Consider the following 17,331-nt stretch of genomic DNA (forward strand, 5'->3'; position numbering starts at 1 on the left):
AGTGCTAAAGGCAGTTCACTTCGAAATGCCTTATCAGGCACTTGGTGGGCACCTAATCACGATAATTGCGGTGCAGGTTCTGGGAGCAGAAGTGCAGCAGTTTCAATTCCAGTGCTGGCAGTTCAGTTACCAGCTCCGCAAACTGGTCCTGAGCCTTGTTCAGTTGGCGTGAGCGGGTGTGGTGTTCAATATTCTCCAGCTGGTGGGCCAGTTGCTGGCATTGCAGGGAGCGCGCGCTGCCTTTGAGACGATGGGCCGCAGCCGCAGCCTTGTCGAAGTTCTCCTGCTGTAGCGCCTGTTCAACCAGATCAAGTTCCTTGTGCAGGCTTTGGGCAAACTCGTGAATCAGCAGAATGGCATTGTCGACGCTACCAAGGTCCGAAATCAGGGTGTCAGGGTCAAAATCCAGGTTTTCGTCTGCCCCATCATCGGGCGTAAAGTGATTCTCGGTCGGGAGAAAAGCAGCGGCCAGTGTACGGCCAATCACCTGTTGCAGCTTGCTCAGTCGCACAGGTTTCGTCAGGTAGTTATCCATACCGGCGGCCAGGCATTTTTCGCGGTCACCGGCCAGGGCATCGGCCGTAACGGCGATAATGGGAATCTCTGCCTGGGGGCCTGACAGCTGGCGAATGGCCCGTGTCGTGTCCAGACCATCCAGGTTGGGCATGTGGACATCCATCAACACCAGATCAAATGATTGGCCTGAATTCAGTGCTTCAAGTACCTCAAGGCCATCCTCGCAAAGGTGATACTCGGCGCCCGCGCGTTCCATTAGCACTTCCATCATTTTGCGGTTAACCGGATTATCTTCTGCAATCAGAATGTTGAGGCCCTCTGTAATCGATGTGGCGTCATCATCTGTTGGCTCGTACGCGTCAGGTGAGGGGGCAGGAAGCAGGTCAGGTCGATAGATGGCCGTCAGGGTGTTGATCAGTGCCAGTGGTGAAAGAGGGTGGGGCAGTTGTGCGCTGACAGGGATAAACAGCTCGGCCAGGTCGCGATTACTGAATACGATAATTTCTCCCTGTTCCGATTGCTGCTGAATCCAGCTGCGCAGGCTGTCATTATCGATCGGGAAGCGTTCATCATCGACCAGCAGCAGGTTGTATTCACCCGCCGTTTCATCCTCCAGTAGCGGCTTGAAGTGGCAGTCGATACTGGACACATGGGATGACAAGAGTGTGGCCAGATAGTGAAAGAGTTGATGTGAGTTGGTGACGCAGAGTACCCGGCAATTGTGCAGTGGCAGAATCTCTAGTTGGCTACCCAGCGTTGCGCTTCCGTGTCGTTGCAGGGGAAGGGACAGGGTGAATCTGGAACCTTCGCGATGACGACTGACGACATCGATGGAGCCGAGCATCGCCTTCGCCAGATGCTGACTGATGGCCAGGCCCAATCCTGTACCCTGATATTCACGGGTAGATGAATGGTCGACCTGTCTGAACGCGTTAAAAATGATGGGCAGGTTGCTTTCGGCGATACCGATACCCGTATCTTCCACAACGAGCTGTAGGCCCTGATAGTGTTCAGCATCATCCAACCAGGGGTGAATGCTGACGGTGACATGACCCTCGTGGGTGAACTTGACCGCATTGCTGACCAGGTTGTGCATGATCTGGCGCAAGCGGTTTGGATCTCCCAGCACCTCCAGGGGCGTTTCGGGAGCGGGCGTAAAATACAGGTGTATGCCCTTGGCGCCCGGCGTGGCGTGTGCCAGGTGAACAACGCTGTGCAGCTGCTGGCAAAGGTTGACCGGTTTGCTCTCCAGGTGCAGTTTGCCTGCTTCTATCTTGGAAAAATCGAGTACGTCATTGATCAGGCTAAGCAGGGTGTCAGCGGCATTTTCTGCGGTCAGCAGGTAGTCACGCTGGACGGCCGACAGTGACTCGGTGCTGCCCAATGAGTCGAGCATGCCAACCACGGCGTTCAAAGGGGTGCGAATTTCATGGCTCATGGTGGCCAGGAAGTCGCTTTTGATCTGATTGGCTTCTTCAGCGTCTTGCAGCGCTGCCAGCATGCGATGACTGGCACTTTGTTGGGCGCGTTCGATGCGAAAGGCATGCATGATGGCCGTTATCGTGTTCGTCAGTGGTTCCAGCCAGTCCACAAATTCATCGGTATAGGGTGTCGGACCGTTGGCAAGCCCGAACATGCCCAGTGTTTCTCCATGGAAGGTTAGCGGGATGCCGATGAAACTGAGAATTTCCGGGTGCCCCTTCGGTGTGATCCGTGGGCGTAACTCACAATGGTTATTAATCACCACTTCACCGGAGGTGAGGGTCTGGCCAAACAGGTTGTCGAGCTGATGAAAGTCGATGCCCTGCTCGATATTGTTGTCGTAGAGGGCTTTTGAGTCCCTGTCCCAGCTCAGGTTGCTGATGGCGTAGCAGCGCATGAATGGTTTGCCTTCGGCATCTTCCATTCGCTCGCCAATGAGGCCAATAGGTGACCCGGTAAGGGTCTTCAGTGTTTCCAGCAGCTCGCCAAAGCGTCGCTTGGGGTCCTTGTGCAGAAGGAAGTTACTGTTCACCCGAGAGACCGCAGACAGGACCTGCTGTTGGCGTTGGGTTTGTTTCAGGTGCTGGCGTGTTCTCAACAGGGCAAACCCGGTCGATGCGGCGGCGACAACGCTGGTTGCAAGCACGACCAGAGTTTCCCAGGGTTGCCAGTCAAACATCAGCTGACCCCTATCTGGTTTTGCAGGTAATCGACATACTGGCGGTCCTTACCATTGATGTGGCGGTGCCAGGCCTCCAGTAATTGCTGGTGCGCCTTCTGCAGATGCTCGACTCGGTTAGGCAGCTGGCTGAACACCTTGCCTGTCAGCATCTGTGTGCGTTGCAAAATTAAACCGTGTTCTGCCTGATGAGCGGAAAGGGGTTGATAGCCATGTTCGCGCTGGTGCAGGTACTCCTGCTGGAAAAGGTCCGAGCTGAGCTGTTCCAGTTGCTTGATCTGTGTCTGCAGCGCCTCTGGCTCTTCCGTGCCGAGCACATCACCAATCTTGTACAGCATCTGCAGAATCTCGTGGATGCTGTCATGTTTGTAGTGCAGGAAGCTGTCTTTCATGCCGGCAGGCAGAAGCTTATCGGCCGCTGCCTCCAGCACGGCTTGCTGGCTCAGATCCGGGGGGGCGTCATTCTTACACGGGGTTAACGGTTTAGTCTCTGTAGACTGCCTGGTTTGAGGCTTGGCGTCAGTCTCTGTATCGGTTGGCGCCATGCCAGCAGCAGACTCTTGCAAAGGCTGATTTTGACTGGCTTTAGATGTGGCAGTATTGACTCGTATCTCGGTGGAAATACCGCGATAGGTATCAGGGTCTGCCAACTGGATAGCGCGGTGCAGTGCGGCCTGGATCTTTTCCGCAAGTACGGCGGCATTGAGAGGCTTGCTGAGAAAGCCCTGACAGTCCAGCCCGACTGCCTTCATTACATTGTGTCGATAGTTATAGTCGCTGACGACCAGCACGCAGAGGTCTCGTGGGGTGTTGTCGATATCACCGCAGCGAATGGCCTGTAGCAGTTCCAGCCCGTTACCCGGCTGCATATCGATATCGGTCAGCACCAGGTTAATATCGCCCCGTTCAGCCAGGCGCTTCATCGCATCCTGGCCGGACAGGGCAGAGAAAATCCACTTGCAGCCAAGCTGCTCCAGGATCTTGCGGTAAAACTCGTTAATGATGGGCTGGTCGTCGACGACCAGTACAGCCAACTCGGAGATGTGTTCCATCGTCACCTTCCGGGAGTCCAAGCGGGGATTCCTCAAGCATTGCATAAGGAATCCCGCTTGTATATTGATCCTGGTGGTGTGTGTCGATGGTGGTTTAACTCCGTCTCATCAGTGCTCAGGAAAGAGCCTGGATCAACTGGTGATACAGCGGGATACCGACAATGACATTGAACGGGAAGGTGAACCCGAGTGATGCCAGCATGGCCAGTCCGATATTGGCCTGCGGGATGGCGGCCCTGATGGCGGCTGGTGCAGCAATATAGGATGCACTCGCAGTAAGGCTGGCCAGTACCAGAGTTGTTCCGACCGGCAGCTCAAGCAGCAGGCCGGCAGCAATGCCGAAACAGGCCAGCAGGCTTGGCGCGACCGTGGCAAAAGCCAGCAGACGCCAGTGCTGCCAGGGAATGGGACGCAGGGTTTCGGCGGCCACCAGGCCCATCTCCAGCAGGAAGAGTGCCAGAACCGCTTTGAAGGCACCGGTAAACAGGTCTGTGACCGGGGCACCGTTCATGGGGCCATACAGGTAACCGATGAGTACGCCCCCAGCCAGTAGAATAACGCCACGGTTGGTTAGCGTTTCATGCAGCAGGCTCAGGCGTGAGTGAGCGATTTCCTTATCCGGATTGAAATGGCGAAACAGGGCGAGGCCGACCATGATGGCGGGCAGCTCCAGCAGGACTAGGTAGAGGGTGACTTCGGGGCCGGTGATCAGTTGGTGGCTTTCTGCGTAGGCCAGAGCAACAGCGAAGGTGCCGGCACTGACCGAGCCATAGTGGGCACTGATACTGGCGCTGTCGGCAAGTGACAGGTTAACCAGCTTGCGCAGGAGCGGAAACAGCAACAGGGGAATTATGGCACCCAGTGACATCACCAGCAGCAGTTCAGGAACCAGCGCCGGAGTCAGGTTGCCGTGGAGCCCCATACCTCCCTTGAGGCCGATGGTCAGCATCAGCAACAGGCTGAGCGTGTCGTAAGCGGCTTTGGGAATATTAAGGTCTGACTTGACCAGGCCTGCGACCACGCCCAGCAAGAAAAACATCACCACGATATCCGGCATGAAATGTCCTCTCTGATTGATTTAAGCGGCACGGATTGTGCTTGTGATGAGGCATTGTTGCTAATTAATTATTGATGCATTATTCATAGATAATTATCTATGGAGAGTGCCTGTGAACCTGCGACATCTCACGTTTCGTCTTCTGGAGGTCTATGTCACGGTGGTCAGAACAGGCTCCGTGACCGCTGCGGCACGGCAGCTGCACTTGACGCAGCCAACAGTGTCACAGCAGCTGAAACGCCTGGCTGAGACCGTCGGCGAGCCGCTGTTTTCATCAGTATCAGGCACGACCGAGCTGACGGATGCCGGTCGGGAGCTGTACCGCACCGCCCTGGACGTGACCGGGCGTTTTGAGGACTTTCAGGATTATCTGGCCGAGCTTCAAGGCGGTCATCGCGGGCGTTTCAGCATTGCGCTGGTGAACACTGCGCAATATGTGCTGCCCAGATTGCTGGGGCCGTACAGTCAGGCATTTCCAGACGTGGACATGACGGTGCATATTGGCAACCGTCAGCAGCTGCTGGAACGGTTTGAGCGCCAGATGGATGATATCTATGTCTTCAGTCATCCCCCGTCTTCAGCGCAGGTGATGGCAGCGCGGTTTTTGCGCAACCCGCTGGTCATGATTGCGCCCGAGACTCACCCGCTTGCACAGGGAAGCAGTATTCCCATTGATGCCTTGCTGAATGAGCGTCTGTTACAGCGTGAGCCAGGGTCTGCAACACGTATGCTGTTTGAAAGCTGGTTGCAGGGGCGTGGATTGCAATGGTCAAAAGGGCTGCAGATGGCGAGTAACGAGGCGATTCGAGTGGGCGTAGCGTCTGGGATGGGGGTGGCCGTGGTGTCGGCTCATGTGTTGCCGACAGCTCACCCGGGTATTTGTGTGCTGCCCGTTTCCGGTTTTCCGATCGAAAGTCATTGGCATTTCATCATTCGCCGTGACAGGCGGCTGCCGCATGCCGGGGAGGGCTTTCTGGGGTTTGCGGCCGAGGCACTGGAGCAGTGCCTGCCGGCCGAATATATCTGCAATGAAGTGGCCGGGCTACTTAGTCAAAATCAGGCAGTGAAGGCTTAACCAGGGGCTTGTTCGCTTCCTGCCAGGCTTCAATACCGCCGGTGATCGAGACCACGTGCAGGTAGCCCATCTCGGCCAGGCTCTTGGCGCTTAGAGCAGCACGCCCGCTGTTCTTGCAGTACAGAACAATATTGAGATCGCGAGATGTCAGTGCTTCGTCGTTGCTGAATTTGAACTCCAGAAGGCCGCGAGGAATATTGATAGCGCCGGTAATATGGCCGTTATGGTATTCCTCCGGTTCCCGTACATCGACCACCAGGTCGGCGTTTTGAATGGCGGAATCGGCATTATCAACACTGACTTCGGTGATGTCTTGTTTGGCGGCGGCAACCAGATCGTGGGCGGTTTTCATTCTGAGTGTCCTGCTTGAAGAATAAAAACACCATCGTAAAAGGTTTTATATTAGAAATTCAACATATAAAGCCAAAGAGGTTGATCTCTTTACTCATGCCATACGCGGTACCAGCCATTGCGCTCGGTAACGGCAAGCTCTGTACTGTAAAGCGAGGAGAGATTGGCGCCGGTTAATACCTCAGCCTTGGGGCCGTCAGCCAGGATTTTTCCATTCTTCAGCAGGACGACACGTTCGATCTCAGGAATGATTTCGTCAATGTGGTGGGTCGCGATCAGCATGGAACCGCCGGCCTGGCAAAAAGAGCGCATCAATTGCAGCATCTGAACACTGGCGCCCATATCCAGACCACTGGCCGGTTCGTCCAGAATCAGAGCATCGGGCTCATGTACCAGTGCGCGGGCCAGCAACAGGCGTCGCTTTTGGCCGGTGGAGAGGCGTTGGTACATCTGTTCTGCCTGCTCAGCCATGCCGACGGTTTCCAGCAGGCGTTGAGCGGTCTCGATCTGCTGAGGCTCCGGTTGAAGGTGGTCATGGCGACCAATGCTGCCGAAGAACCCGGACACCACGACATCCAAGGCCCGTGTATAGGGTGTGTAGTCGTCCTGCAGGTCGGCTGATACCAGCCCGAGCTGGCTCCGCAGCTCCCAAATGGGCGCGCGTTCGCTGCCGTACAGGCGCACGAAGCTATCGGGTTTAACAACCGGGTAAAGTTCGCGGCAGATCAGTTTGAGCAGAGTACTTTTACCGGCGCCATTGGGGCCGAGCAAGGCAACTTTTTCACCGGCTTTGATCTGCAGAGAAAAGTTTTCCAGCACTCTGGTTTGCTGGCGAAAAACGGTTACATCCTGGATCTCAATCATTCGGGGGCTCTCGTCGGTTTTTGGCTTCTATCCACTGGGCCATGTATTGGGTGCTCTTCATGCTGTGGTGACGCAGCATGGCACCAGTGAAGTTGCTGAGCCGATGGGCGTTCAGGTTGGCTTTAATGGCGGTTAACCGCTGAATCAGGGCAGCTGCATGCTGTTCAAAACTGAAACGCTGTCGGTAGAGGTCGAAGCCCTGCTGTTGGCAGTCTGCCCAGGTTGAGGCGTCCTGGTACAACTGAACGGCTTGCTCAACAAAGTGTTCGGGGCTGTCTGCAACCAGCTGTGGCCAGGAGCTTTCGCCGGCCATGCCCTCAGCGCCCACGCTTGTTGTGACTGAAGGCGTGCCTGCGGCCAGGGCGTCGACCAGTTTGCCTTTCAGCCCTGCACCAAACCTCAGGGGGGCCAGGTTAACCCTCGCGCTTCGTATCACCTCTTGGGCATCTTCCGCCCAGCCTTTTACCAGAAACCCCTGTGCCGGGTTGTGTAGCTGTGTTGCCTTGGGGGGCGGGTAGGCCCCATAGACATGCAGTTCGGCTTCGGGCAGTCGCTTGCGCAGCATGGGCCACAGCTGTTGCTTCAGCCAGAGTACGGCATCCCAGTTGGGAGCATGGCGGAAGTTGCCAATGACCACAAAGTGATGGCGCTGCTCCCGCTGGGGCAAGAGCGATATCTGAGCATCTGTAAGCGCTGGCAACATGAACGGACAGTCGTGCAGCAACTGAGGCGCGACGTTGAACCGCCGTTGCAATAGTTCTATCTCGGCTGGCGATATCATCAAACTGAGGTCGCTGCGCAGGATGGCGGCAACTTCACGTTTGGCATGTTCACTGAATAGCAGCTTGTCGCTTGCCTCCAGGGCGACAAGGCCGGTCTGCTTGAACTGCTGATGACGGGCATGGCGCAGGCAGGAGAGGTCTTCGGTATCCAGAACACGGAGAGCTTCAGGGCAATGCTTTTCCACGCGCCAGGCAAACTGCTCTTCCATCATGAAACGGTCAAACATGACGATATCTGGCTGAAGCTGACGAATATAGTCATCAAAACTGGCGCAGTTCAGTCTGATCGTAACCTCTTCGATGCCGCGTGCTGGCAAATCCGTACGGTGAATACTTTTCTCTGCTGGGCTGGCATAGATAACGCGCCAGTCCTGCTGGCGAAAGGTGTCCAGCAGAGACAGCATGCGGTATCCGGCTGCGCTGGAGGCCGGTTCTGGCCACACATAACCGATAACAAGGACGGTCAACATCGAGAGGCGGTGTTCCTGAGCAGTGTGTTAGGGGCCTGAATGGTAACCCGATCCGCTTTTGCGCGACAGCGAGTCAGTACGCCTTGAGGTGGCTTGAGAGGGGTGAGGGTGGGGTGAGTCTGTTGAATTAGAGTTTAGTTTTTCTCATCTATCAGTTAAAGATTGATCGTTTGATGCACAGGCAATAGGACTTTAATCTAACACCTTTCCTGACGAAGACCCGATTGGGCTGCAGGAAACAAATCGATAAAGTGGACGAAATGAGGTGTTGAAATGAGTAATTCTAACGAAAGCCTGAGCACTGTTGAACTGGCGCGTCTGAGCGGTGTAGATGATGTTGTCGCCCTCGCCAAAATCGAACGTGCCGAGCATATTGCTGAGATGCTGAATGCCGCAGGTAGCTGGATCAAGCAGGTTGTTGTTTCTGCTGCAGGCAGTGTAAGCCACGCTGTACACAACGTCTTTACCCGTCACGCACACTGACGGGTAAAGGCTGTTGTCGAACGGGTAAAGAACGATCCTTCAAGCAAACGCGTCTTACCATCCCGCCTGGTATTATTCTCGCCGCCTTTTCTGGCTTTATATCTGTACTTAAACGTCAGGATCAATCGATACGTGACAGGTACAAACTGCGTTCAGCGCAGGTTTCCTTTTGATTCAATACCTGCCCCACCTGTGGGTACAAACCGTCCGGTAACTCTTCGACTCGCGTGGCCGATACCGCCTGATGTTCTGTCTGATGCAGATACACCGGTGGCAATGTCAGCAGAGTGATATAGGTGTCGCCCTGAAAGTCCTGGCTGACAAAACGCGCACCGTTGAGGCTGGTCAGGTTGCTATCGTCTATTTCCAGTTCACCGCTAAAACAGGCTGGAGCAACGGGCCTGCCGGCTGCGGTGGGTTCAAACAGGTCTGTGGGGTCTGCACCCGCCAGAAGCTGTTTAAGCAGCTCTTCTTCTGACTCTGAGCTCTCTGAGGCGAACTCGGCCTGTGGTTCCACTGAAGAGGAGTCACTGATGAGGTCGATAAGTGTACTTGTGCCCATCACCAACAGGTACATGGAGGCAATGGCTGCGATCAGATATTTGACAGGGGCCATGCGAATCACGCTCAAACTGAGAGTTGAAAAAAAGCGCGAGTGTGTGATCGGTCATCCGAGATCAGGCGCACCTGCGCAGCCACTAACAAAGTTAATCTAGCACAATCAGGCTAACGTTTGTTTGAAAGTTGTTTGTTTTGTGTACGGTGGGAAGCTGGTGGGGTGCCGGCTAAAGTCTCAATAAAGCGTGATTCAATAGTGGTGTGTTTATGTGATGAGAGCATCTCCCGCCGCTTCAGTAACCTGCTCCTGCTGCCAGAGTTTCCGAGTGGTTTCGATAAGGGCGGCCAGGGCCGGTTCGTACTGACGTTGTTTATGCAGCACAAGATTCATCGAAATTTCGGGCACCTGGCCTTCCCAGATCACTCCATAACCTTCATTGCTGGCGCGCTCGGCATCGGCAGCCTTAACCAGTGACAGGCCTGCGTTGGCGCGAATCAATGCTCTGATTGCATCTTCATTATCACACCATACGATTTCTGACGGTGGCTGTTCGCCGGTATCGAAAAGCTGTTCAAACAGCAGGAAGAATGGACAGTTTGGGGTGGTGTAGACCCAGGGTAATCGCGCCAGCTCTGACAGGCTTTTGCCATGTATGCGATCTGCCCAGTCACTGGGGCCGATGACACGCATTTCCACGTTGGCCAGTGGGTAATGCACCATGTCATCCGCACGGCAGGGGCCAAACATGAAGCCAGCATCCAGTTGGTCGTTACGCAATTCACGAATAACCGTCGCGCTGCTGCTCTGCAGAAAATGAGATACCAAAGCCGGATACTGCCGTGATATTGAGTGATACAGCTCGCCGAGACGCAGAAAGTCATAATCGGTATGCATACCAATGCGCAACTCCCCAACCAGCTCGTTTTGCAGAGATTGAGCCTGGCGTTTCATCTGTTCGGCGGCATCCAGCGTCACCCGTGCCTGTTGGTAGAGCTTGCGACCCGCGGGTGTCAGCAGCATGCCTTTGGAGCTGCGAATAAACAGTTGGATGCCGAGCCCCTCTTCGAGCGCTTTGATTTGGCCACTAATGGCCGGTTGGCTGGTGAAGAGTGCCTCGGATGCTCGGGTCAGGTTTCCCTCATCCGCGACTTTGACAAAGGTCTTCAGCTGATAGAGTTCCATCGTTTCTCCAGGTTCGCAGGCTGGGTTTATTAAACCACAGCTTCTCCTTATGGGGTCATCGGAATCTCTGAAGACTGCCTTTCGAAAATACGATTGGATGCAACGGGGGCGCCGCCTTAGCCTGATATCACATCTTTTGGAGGGTAACATGATGAAATCAGTGGTGATGGCGCAGGCGCCGAAACAGCAAAGGGTATTTTCAGGTTTTAAAGTGCAGTGGGCACGGCTATGCAGGCTTGTAAGGCTTTGGTATCAGCGGGATCGTCAGCGTCATGCGCTGGCAAGTCTGTCAGACTCGGTGCTGAAAGATATCGGGCTTAGTAGAAGTGAAGCCTTGCGGGAGTACGACAAACCGTTTTGGCGTGAATAGGCACAACGCCAAGGATGGCAAGATTCAACAGCTAAAAACTTGGAGTTTGAATCAGGGAAGTACAAGAACAGGGAGGGTGAGAAAATGGTCGGAGCAGAGGGATTCGAACCCCCGACCCTCTGGTCCCAAACCAGATGCGCTACCAGGCTGCGCTATGCTCCGACTTTCGGTTGGCTCCTCGAGCTGGACTCGAACCAGCGACCAATAGATTAACAGTCTACTGCTCTACCAACTGAGCTATCGAGGAAAACCGAATTTTCTCACAGTTCAAGCAGTTGGCTCCTCGAGCTGGACTCGAACCAGCGACCAATAGATTAACAGTCTACTGCTCTACCAACTGAGCTATCGAGGAACACCTGAACTGTGGGGGCGTATATTAGTGATGAGGTCGCAGGTCGTCAAGCGAAAAGTGAAAAAAGTTTTCCTGTTGTATCAAAGATCTAGCTTCACAGCTTCGGGCAGGTTGTTTTATGTACAAACGACCGGGCAGACGGGTAATTTTGCCGGTTTTTTAACCTGACGCGGCGGCTTTCGGTCATTCTGATCTCCATCATGTCCGCAGCGGTCTGTTCCCCTTATCTCCCCAGCCGTTTTTCGCTAACATAGCCCGCTTATGCCAAGCGACTACAACCGGATGACTCAGTGCTGTTTAACAAGCTTCCTGACGACATTTTTCTACCTTTATCGGGTCAGAACCGACAAGTTTACCAATCAGTACTGTTGGAGCTTGCGGACCTTTTCTTTGATGAAGACCTGATCGACCCTTTTATCCCGCGTGACCTGGTTCGTTCCACCATCGAAAGTGCCGTGGTGAAGCTGGGGGTCCGCCGCTGGGAAGCGGAGGAGGGGGACGACGGCCAGGAGCTGCCACGTTCCACCGCCGAGTACACTAACCGCATCTATCGCCGTTTGGTGCAGACCGGATGGCTGGAAGAAGAGCAGAAGGTCTACCGTACCTATATATTGCTGTCGCCTTCAGTCAGTCACCTGTTGCGTTCACTGGTCAGCATTGCACGGCTGGAGAAACGCAGTTACGGCGGTGCTGTCCTTAACGTGCTCAGCTCTCTGGAGTCTGCAGTTAATGATCCTGTCGGACGTGGTATTACGCTGGCAGAGGCTGCCCAGACGGCAGCAGACTTCAGTGCACACCTGACCGACATGATGCTTGGCCTGCGTGAGCTTAAGATCAATTTGACGGCCAGTAATAACCCTCAGGAGATCGTACGGGGGTTCTTCGATCGCTTTGTAGAACAGATACTTGTTTCTGATTACAAAACACTGAAGACGCGTAACAACCCCTTCCGTTTCCGGCGTCAGATCCTGGCCATGCTGCGTGATTTGCAGTTTGACCCCCTGCGTCTGCAGCAGTTGGCTGAGCATTATCAGCAGCAGCTCGACCTGTCCTACGATGTGGCGGAAGCCCAGGTACATCAGCACATCAATCGAATTATCCGCATCTTTGATTCGGTGGATCAGCGTCTGGCATCGATTGATGACTTCCGCTACCAGCTGGAGAAGCGTGTAGCGGATACCGTGCGCTACATGGATAAGACGACACCGGGTATGGCTGCACGCCTGTCACGTGTTATTTCCGGGCTGGCCAAGGTTGAAGAGCATTGTATACCGGCGCTGGATACCCTGGATGAAGTGGGCTTTATCTCTGCGTCCAGCGTGCGCTCGCCCATTCGTCGCCGCGTTGAAGCCAAGCCGCGTGTCATTGTGCAGCAGGAGATTGATCCCAAGGCGCTGGAGCTGCGCCAGCTGTTCAAGGAGTGGAAAGAGCGCCGTGAAGTCAATGTCGACCGCATTGAAACCTACCTGGAAAGCCAGCTGGCCGGGCGTGAGCACATGCGAGCAACCGATTTCCGTATCGGATGCATCGAAGACTATATCTGCTTCAGTTATGTGCGCCATATGAACTCGCTGGGTAAAAAGGCGCGAGGCATGCGCAATCGTTACCGAATTCAATTTGAAGACAACTACGTCAACGTCTCCGATATGGTGGAGTGTCGTGGTTTTACCATCCACAGGAACAACTAATGTTAGGTGATCTGCAGAAAACCGTTTCCCGCAATGATCAGCACGATGCCGATGATTTCGTGCGTGCGGCCAGCCAGCTGCTGAGCTGCCAGTTTCTCTATGCGGACCGCTCGGGCCATCGCGACAGTTACTTTCTTGTGGCCGGTAACCTGGACTACTTCCGTAACCTGTTTGAAGCCATTGGCTGGAGCCTGATCTATCAGCCTGATGAGGCGTTTCTGGGTATTTTGCCCCAGGGTGAAGAGCGTGTGCTGCGACTGAAGCTGGACGAATCCTTGCTGATGCTGTGCCTGCGTCAGCAGTATGAACAGAAGCTGGAAAACTTCGAGGTCGAGAGTGGCAAGGCTTACACCAGTACGGATGAGTTGTTGCGCCTGTATAGCAACTTGACCGGCAAGGACATTCCCAACGAAACACGCCTCAAGGAGATCCTCTCCCTGTTTAGCCGCCATGGTCTGATTGAGCGAGGCAAACTGGATGAAACGGATCCGAAGAATGTGCCGCTGCGCATCAATCCGACCATCCGCCAGGTGGTAGTTGAAGACTACATCGGTCAGTTGGAAGCACTTTGTGATGTCGATATCCGCGATCAGCTGGATGAAGACTCGGAAGACGCCGAAGCCGGGGCTGATGCCACTGTAGATGCTGATGCTGATGTTGCGGGTGACTCTGTGGGAGCGCGCTCCGCGCGCGAACAAGATGATACCGAGAGTAGTGCCGAACCCATCGTCCGCGGAGCGGACTCCCACAGTCTGAGCGCAGATGATGATTCTGAAACAGCTATGGCTGCTGTGGGAGCGCACTCCGTGCGCGAACAAGATGATAGAGAGGATAGTGTCGACCCCGTCGTTCGTGGAGCGGACTCCCACCATCTGAACGCAGATGAGGGTTCTGAAGCAAATATGTCTGATGTGGGAGCGCGCTCTGCGCGCGAAGAAGAGGAGAGCCAGTCATGAAACAGCTGAACCGTATCGTACTGGTTAACTGGTATGTCCTGGGTGCTGTCGAAATCCCCATTAAGGGGAATGTAGCAATTGTCGGCCCGAACGGCTCCGGTAAGTCCTCTCTATTGGATGCAATCCAGACCGTCCTCATGGGAGGCCACAAGCGACACCTGAGTTTCAACGCCTCGGCGGGTGAAAAGAGTGAACGCTCCCTGCGTACCTACTGCCTCGGTTTTATGGATGACCAGGGCAAGAAAGCAACGGCGCGTGAAGACTCCCTGACCTACATGGCGCTCAGTTTCTTTGACACCGAAACCGCCAAGGAAACCTGTGTCGGCATCGCCATCAGTGCATCCACGGCCAGTGCCGAAGAAGATGTGCTGGGGCGTTTTATCCTGCCGGACTTTTCCGTCACGCTGGACGACTTCTCCGTGAAAGAAGGCAAGGGGCGTATGCCGCGTGCCTGGAATGATGTGCGCGAGAGCCTGCTCAAGCAGTGCCCGGACATGATTCTGGAGAAGCGGGCCAACCGCTTTATTCGCGACATGGTGACGCACCTGAGTCTGGATGCGCAGATGCCGAACGATGACGACAAGTTCATCAAGAACTTCAAGAACGCGCTCAAGTTTGTCCCCATCGACAGTCCAACCCGTTTTGTGCGTGAGTTTGTGCTGGATGAGAATATTGTCCACGTTGGTGCCTTCCGCAAGTCGCTGGATGAATACCGCGCCATGGAGCAGAAGACCCAGGAGGTCTCCAAGCGTATTGACGAACTGGTCAAGGTGCAGGAGCTCTGTGGCGGTATCAGCCGCAACGTGAAGAATGCGGTGGAATACGAGTGGGTGGTGCATGAGTCCCGTTTCGAGAATGCCGATCTGCGCAAGGAAGATGCTGCCGAGCGACTGGAAGACTATGCCGAGCAGGAAGAAACCCTGCAGGCGCAGCTGGAAGAAAACAGCGCCAAGCTGAACCAGGCGATGCAGGATCTGGCCGATGCCCGTGCCGAACTGAACAGTAGCGATTCTGCGCACAAGATCAATGCGCTGGAATCCACCGTTAAGGCTCGCCAGCACGAACAGAACGTCGTCAAAGACAAAATTCAGCAGGTCTATGGCCTGCTGCGCACGACGGTCGGGTTTGCTGACCAGCTGGACCTGTTGCCGGATGATTTCCGCCCGCTGGTGCAGGACTCCGTAGAGCTTTGGCGCTCCGGTGAAGACCTGCAGGGCGATGCCTGGCCTGCCGAGCCTGTCCGTGTGGACAAGGTAATCGATGGTCTCAAGGCGCAGGTGGATGAGGTGCGTAAGGCGATCGGTCGACGTTATGAAGAGTCGGTCATCCGCATCAACGATATCCGCAGCCTGATCCAGAATCAGAAAAGTGCGGTGGAACAGTTGCAGCAGGGGCGTGCGCCGATTCGCCACAACACCCGCGAACTGATCGAGCTGCTCAGCGAGTACGGCATCGATTCCACGCCGATCTGTGAGCTGGCAGATATCAACGATGACAAGTGGCGAATCGCTATCGAATCCTTCCTGGGGGCACGCCGTGAGGCCCTGGTCGTAGCGCCGGATCGGGTGAAGGAAGCGATCACGCTTTACCGTCGCAAAGGTCGTCACCTGAAAGGCTGCCGTATCATCAACACCACCAAGAGCCAGGACTGGCTGCATCGCAGCAAGCGTGGCTCTCTGGCTGAGTTTGTCGATACCGACAACGAACACGCTCGTGCCTACATGAACCGAGCGCTTGGCGGTGTCATGGCGGTGGAAACGGAGCAGGAGCTGCTGCGCCAGGAGCGCGCGCTGACCTATGACTGCATGCTGCAGACCGAAGGCTCCACGACTTCCATTAACGAACTCAGCCCGATCATGGGTATTCGCCGCCGTCAGGATCAGCTGGAAGTGCAGGGGCGCCAGGTGGATGAGCTGGTCGCTGAATTTACCAGTCTGGGCAAACGCCATGCAGCACTGGAAAAACTGCGCGACTCCCTGATCAGCATGACCACTGGCCTGTCACAGATCACCGAAAGCGTGTTCGACCTGGTGAACCAGCGCGAACAGCTGGCGTCTGAAATCAGTGGTTACGAGCAGGCGGTTGTCGACCTGCGCAACCATGATGACAGCGGCATCCAGAAGCGTATTGCCGACTGTGCCGAAGCCCAGAAGCAGATTGAAGAGCAGCAGAAAAAGCTGATGGACAAGCTGCAGAAGGTGCGTACCGGCATGATCAAGGACAATGCCGCGCTGGAAGTGCTGGAGCAGGAGCTGGTCGAACATGCTCAGGCACGTACCCGCTGCGAAGAAAAACAGCACTTTGATGCTCAGTCCGCGCAGGAAAAGCGCGATTATCTCGACGAGAGCTGTGCCGGCGAACTGGAGCGTATCATCTTCGAGGCAGCCAAAAAGGCGCAGTCTGAGCTGCAGCTGCATGAGAAGAAGAAAAACGCCGTGCGTGACTCCGTTGCCCAGTACAAGGCCCGTTACCACGGTGGTGGCATGAGCCATCAGGAGCTGGATAACATCAGCCCGGATTCAAGCCACGAAGATCTGGAGTTTTACGTCAACAAGACCGTGCAGGCGCTGCGTGACTCCGAGCTGGCCGAATACGCCAAGAAGGCCGAGCGTGCACGTCTGGAGGCGGAAACAGCCTTCCGTTCCGACTTTGTGGCGCACCTGAACGACCAGATCAACAGGATCAAGGATCTGATCCGCGAGCTGAACAGCCACCTGAAGAACCGCCCGTTCCATCAGGAGATGTACAGCTTCGAGATGATGCCCAACCCCGAGTTGAAGGACATTCTTGAGCTGGTTGAAGCCTATACCCGTCTGGACCAGGCCAATGTGGGCACGCTGTTCGATATCCAGCACCAGGGTGAAAACGCCCACCGCGAAGCACTGAACAAGATTCATGACGTGCTCAGTGATGAAGGCGAAAGCAGCCTGTTGCAGGATTACCGTAACTTCTACAACTTCGAACTGGTGGTGAAAGACCTGGAAGGGAATCGCAAAACCACCCTGACCCAGCGTATCAAGACCGGTTCCGGTGGTGAGCACCAGGTGCCGTTCTATGTTGCGATGGCGGCAGCACTGGGTGCTACCTACCGCCTGAAAGAAGGTGGTGATGGCCAGCCGGTAGGCGGTTTCAGCCTGTCCGTGTTCGATGAGGCGTTCAACAAGCTGGACTCCGAAAACACCGTCACCTCACTGGGCTTCATGTCTGATCTGGGTCTGCAGACCATCATTGCAGCACCGGATGAGAAGTACTCGTTGCTGTCGTCCTGCATGGATACCATCATCAACGTCTGCCGTGATGGCCGCGTAGTGGATCTGGATGTGGAATTCCCGACGGAGCTGGGCAAGGAGCTGCTTGCCTCTGACCATCCCTACAAGGTGATGGCAGAGCAGGAAGACCTCGAAACCGTCTAG

At 55.1% G+C, this 17,331-nt stretch carries 14 protein-coding genes and 3 tRNA genes; 6 read left to right on the forward strand and 11 right to left on the reverse strand.

Annotation, left to right across the window (positions count from 1 at the left end; genetic code table 11):
* Nucleotides 1–52 precede the first annotated feature (52 nt).
* The 3 genes from O3C79_RS08145 to O3C79_RS08155 all read right to left on the reverse strand — a co-directional run bounded on the left by O3C79_RS08145 (nt 53) and on the right by O3C79_RS08155 (nt 4,786).
* A complete protein-coding gene (locus tag O3C79_RS08145; protein WP_494385529.1) occupies nt 53–2,677 on the reverse strand; it encodes an ATP-binding protein in 2,625 nt (874 codons plus the stop codon).
* Entirely contained in the window at nt 2,677–3,729 is a 1,053-nt protein-coding gene (locus O3C79_RS08150; protein ID WP_010323391.1) for a response regulator, read from the reverse strand. Before O3C79_RS08150 ends, O3C79_RS08145 begins: the two co-directional genes overlap by 1 nt.
* A gap of 115 nt (nt 3,730–3,844) precedes the next feature.
* Entirely contained in the window at nt 3,845–4,786 is a 942-nt protein-coding gene (locus tag O3C79_RS08155; RefSeq protein ID WP_010323392.1) for a sodium-dependent bicarbonate transport family permease, read from the reverse strand.
* A gap of 112 nt (nt 4,787–4,898) precedes the next feature.
* On the opposite strand from O3C79_RS08155, the gene O3C79_RS08160 reads away from it, so the two are divergent.
* Nucleotides 4,899–5,861 carry a LysR family transcriptional regulator gene (locus tag O3C79_RS08160; RefSeq protein ID WP_010323393.1) on the forward strand — a complete coding sequence of 321 codons (963 nt, stop codon included), beginning with the start codon at nt 4,899–4,901 and terminating at the stop codon, nt 5,859–5,861.
* Here O3C79_RS08160 and O3C79_RS08165 read toward each other — a convergent pair.
* The 3 genes from O3C79_RS08165 to O3C79_RS08175 form a co-directional block, all read right to left on the reverse strand.
* Entirely contained in the window at nt 5,833–6,213 is a 381-nt protein-coding gene (locus O3C79_RS08165) for a rhodanese-like domain-containing protein (protein WP_494385530.1), read from the reverse strand. The genes O3C79_RS08160 and O3C79_RS08165 overlap by 29 nt on opposite strands.
* Nucleotides 6,214–6,302: 89 nt before the next feature.
* Entirely contained in the window at nt 6,303–7,076 is a 774-nt protein-coding gene (locus tag O3C79_RS08170; protein WP_494385531.1) for an ABC transporter ATP-binding protein, read from the reverse strand.
* Nucleotides 7,069–8,328, reverse strand: coding sequence for a glycosyltransferase (locus O3C79_RS08175; protein WP_010323396.1), 1,260 nt, complete (start codon nt 8,326–8,328; stop codon nt 7,069–7,071). The genes O3C79_RS08170 and O3C79_RS08175 overlap by 8 nt, the downstream gene beginning before the upstream one ends.
* A gap of 273 nt (nt 8,329–8,601) precedes the next feature.
* Here O3C79_RS08175 and O3C79_RS08180 point away from each other — a divergent pair, with 273 nt between their 5' ends.
* Entirely contained in the window at nt 8,602–8,811 is a 210-nt protein-coding gene (locus O3C79_RS08180) for a hypothetical protein (RefSeq protein ID WP_494385532.1), read from the forward strand.
* A 121-nt stretch (nt 8,812–8,932) separates the two neighbouring features.
* Here the strand turns inward: O3C79_RS08180 and O3C79_RS08185 are convergent, their stop codons facing one another.
* Both O3C79_RS08185 and O3C79_RS08190 read right to left on the reverse strand, forming a co-directional pair.
* Nucleotides 8,933–9,427 carry a hypothetical protein gene (locus O3C79_RS08185; RefSeq protein ID WP_010323398.1) on the reverse strand — a complete coding sequence of 165 codons (495 nt, stop codon included), beginning with the start codon at nt 9,425–9,427 and terminating at the stop codon, nt 8,933–8,935.
* A gap of 207 nt (nt 9,428–9,634) precedes the next feature.
* Nucleotides 9,635–10,552: a LysR family transcriptional regulator gene (locus tag O3C79_RS08190; protein ID WP_010323865.1), complete on the reverse strand. Its 918-nt coding sequence runs from the start codon at nt 10,550–10,552 to the stop codon at nt 9,635–9,637.
* Nucleotides 10,553–10,700: 148 nt separating this feature from the next.
* Here O3C79_RS08190 and O3C79_RS08195 point away from each other — a divergent pair, with 148 nt between their 5' ends.
* Nucleotides 10,701–10,922: a DUF1127 domain-containing protein gene (locus O3C79_RS08195; protein WP_158217773.1), complete on the forward strand. Its 222-nt coding sequence runs from the start codon at nt 10,701–10,703 to the stop codon at nt 10,920–10,922.
* Nucleotides 10,923–11,007: 85 nt separating this feature from the next.
* Here O3C79_RS08195 and O3C79_RS08200 read toward each other — a convergent pair.
* The 3 genes from O3C79_RS08200 to O3C79_RS08210 form a co-directional block, all read right to left on the reverse strand.
* Nucleotides 11,008–11,084 (reverse strand) — tRNA-Pro (locus O3C79_RS08200).
* Nucleotides 11,085–11,093: 9 nt separating this feature from the next.
* Nucleotides 11,094–11,169 (reverse strand) — tRNA-Asn (locus tag O3C79_RS08205).
* Between the two features lie 29 nt (nt 11,170–11,198).
* A tRNA-Asn gene (locus O3C79_RS08210) sits at nt 11,199–11,274 on the reverse strand.
* Between the two features lie 368 nt (nt 11,275–11,642).
* Between O3C79_RS08210 and O3C79_RS08215 the strand changes: the two genes are divergently transcribed.
* The 3 genes from O3C79_RS08215 to O3C79_RS08225 are packed head-to-tail and all read left to right on the forward strand — an operon-like array spanning nt 11,643 to nt 17,331.
* Nucleotides 11,643–12,962 (forward strand): Wadjet anti-phage system protein JetA family protein, encoded by a 1,320-nt coding sequence (locus O3C79_RS08215; RefSeq protein ID WP_237708655.1) that lies wholly within the window; start codon nt 11,643–11,645, stop codon nt 12,960–12,962.
* A complete protein-coding gene (locus O3C79_RS08220; protein WP_494385533.1) occupies nt 12,962–13,918 on the forward strand; it encodes a DUF4194 domain-containing protein in 957 nt (318 codons plus the stop codon). Before O3C79_RS08215 ends, O3C79_RS08220 begins: the two co-directional genes overlap by 1 nt.
* The gene (locus O3C79_RS08225; RefSeq protein ID WP_494385534.1) at nt 13,915–17,331 is read left to right on the forward strand and encodes an SbcC/MukB-like Walker B domain-containing protein; all 3,417 of its coding nucleotides are present in this window, start codon (nt 13,915–13,917) and stop codon (nt 17,329–17,331) included. The genes O3C79_RS08220 and O3C79_RS08225 overlap by 4 nt, the downstream gene beginning before the upstream one ends.

This window comes from Marinobacterium sp. NO-S09 (genome assembly GCF_059179545.1).

Bases quoted from the DNA above. Each gene is read 5' to 3' on its own strand.
- O3C79_RS08145 (WP_494385529.1), bottom strand. From the start codon at position 2,677: ATGTTTGACTGGCAACCCTGGGAAACTCTGGTCGTGCTTGCAACCAGC.
- O3C79_RS08155 (WP_010323392.1), bottom strand. From the start codon at position 4,786: ATGCCGGATATCGTGGTGATGTTTTTCTTGCTGGGCGTGGTCGCAGGC.
- O3C79_RS08170 (WP_494385531.1), bottom strand. From the start codon at position 7,076: ATGATTGAGATCCAGGATGTAACCGTTTTTCGCCAGCAAACCAGAGTG.
- O3C79_RS08195 (WP_158217773.1), top strand. From the start codon at position 10,701: ATGATGAAATCAGTGGTGATGGCGCAGGCGCCGAAACAGCAAAGGGTA.
- O3C79_RS08225 (WP_494385534.1), top strand. From the start codon at position 13,915: ATGAAACAGCTGAACCGTATCGTACTGGTTAACTGGTATGTCCTGGGT.
- O3C79_RS08220 (WP_494385533.1), top strand. From the start codon at position 12,962: ATGTTAGGTGATCTGCAGAAAACCGTTTCCCGCAATGATCAGCACGAT.
- O3C79_RS08175 (WP_010323396.1), bottom strand. From the start codon at position 8,328: ATGTTGACCGTCCTTGTTATCGGTTATGTGTGGCCAGAACCGGCCTCC.
- O3C79_RS08190 (WP_010323865.1), bottom strand. From the start codon at position 10,552: ATGGAACTCTATCAGCTGAAGACCTTTGTCAAAGTCGCGGATGAGGGA.
- O3C79_RS08150 (WP_010323391.1), bottom strand. From the start codon at position 3,729: ATGGAACACATCTCCGAGTTGGCTGTACTGGTCGTCGACGACCAGCCC.
- O3C79_RS08180 (WP_494385532.1), top strand. From the start codon at position 8,602: ATGAGTAATTCTAACGAAAGCCTGAGCACTGTTGAACTGGCGCGTCTG.
- O3C79_RS08185 (WP_010323398.1), bottom strand. From the start codon at position 9,427: ATGGCCCCTGTCAAATATCTGATCGCAGCCATTGCCTCCATGTACCTG.
- O3C79_RS08165 (WP_494385530.1), bottom strand. From the start codon at position 6,213: ATGAAAACCGCCCACGATCTGGTTGCCGCCGCCAAACAAGACATCACC.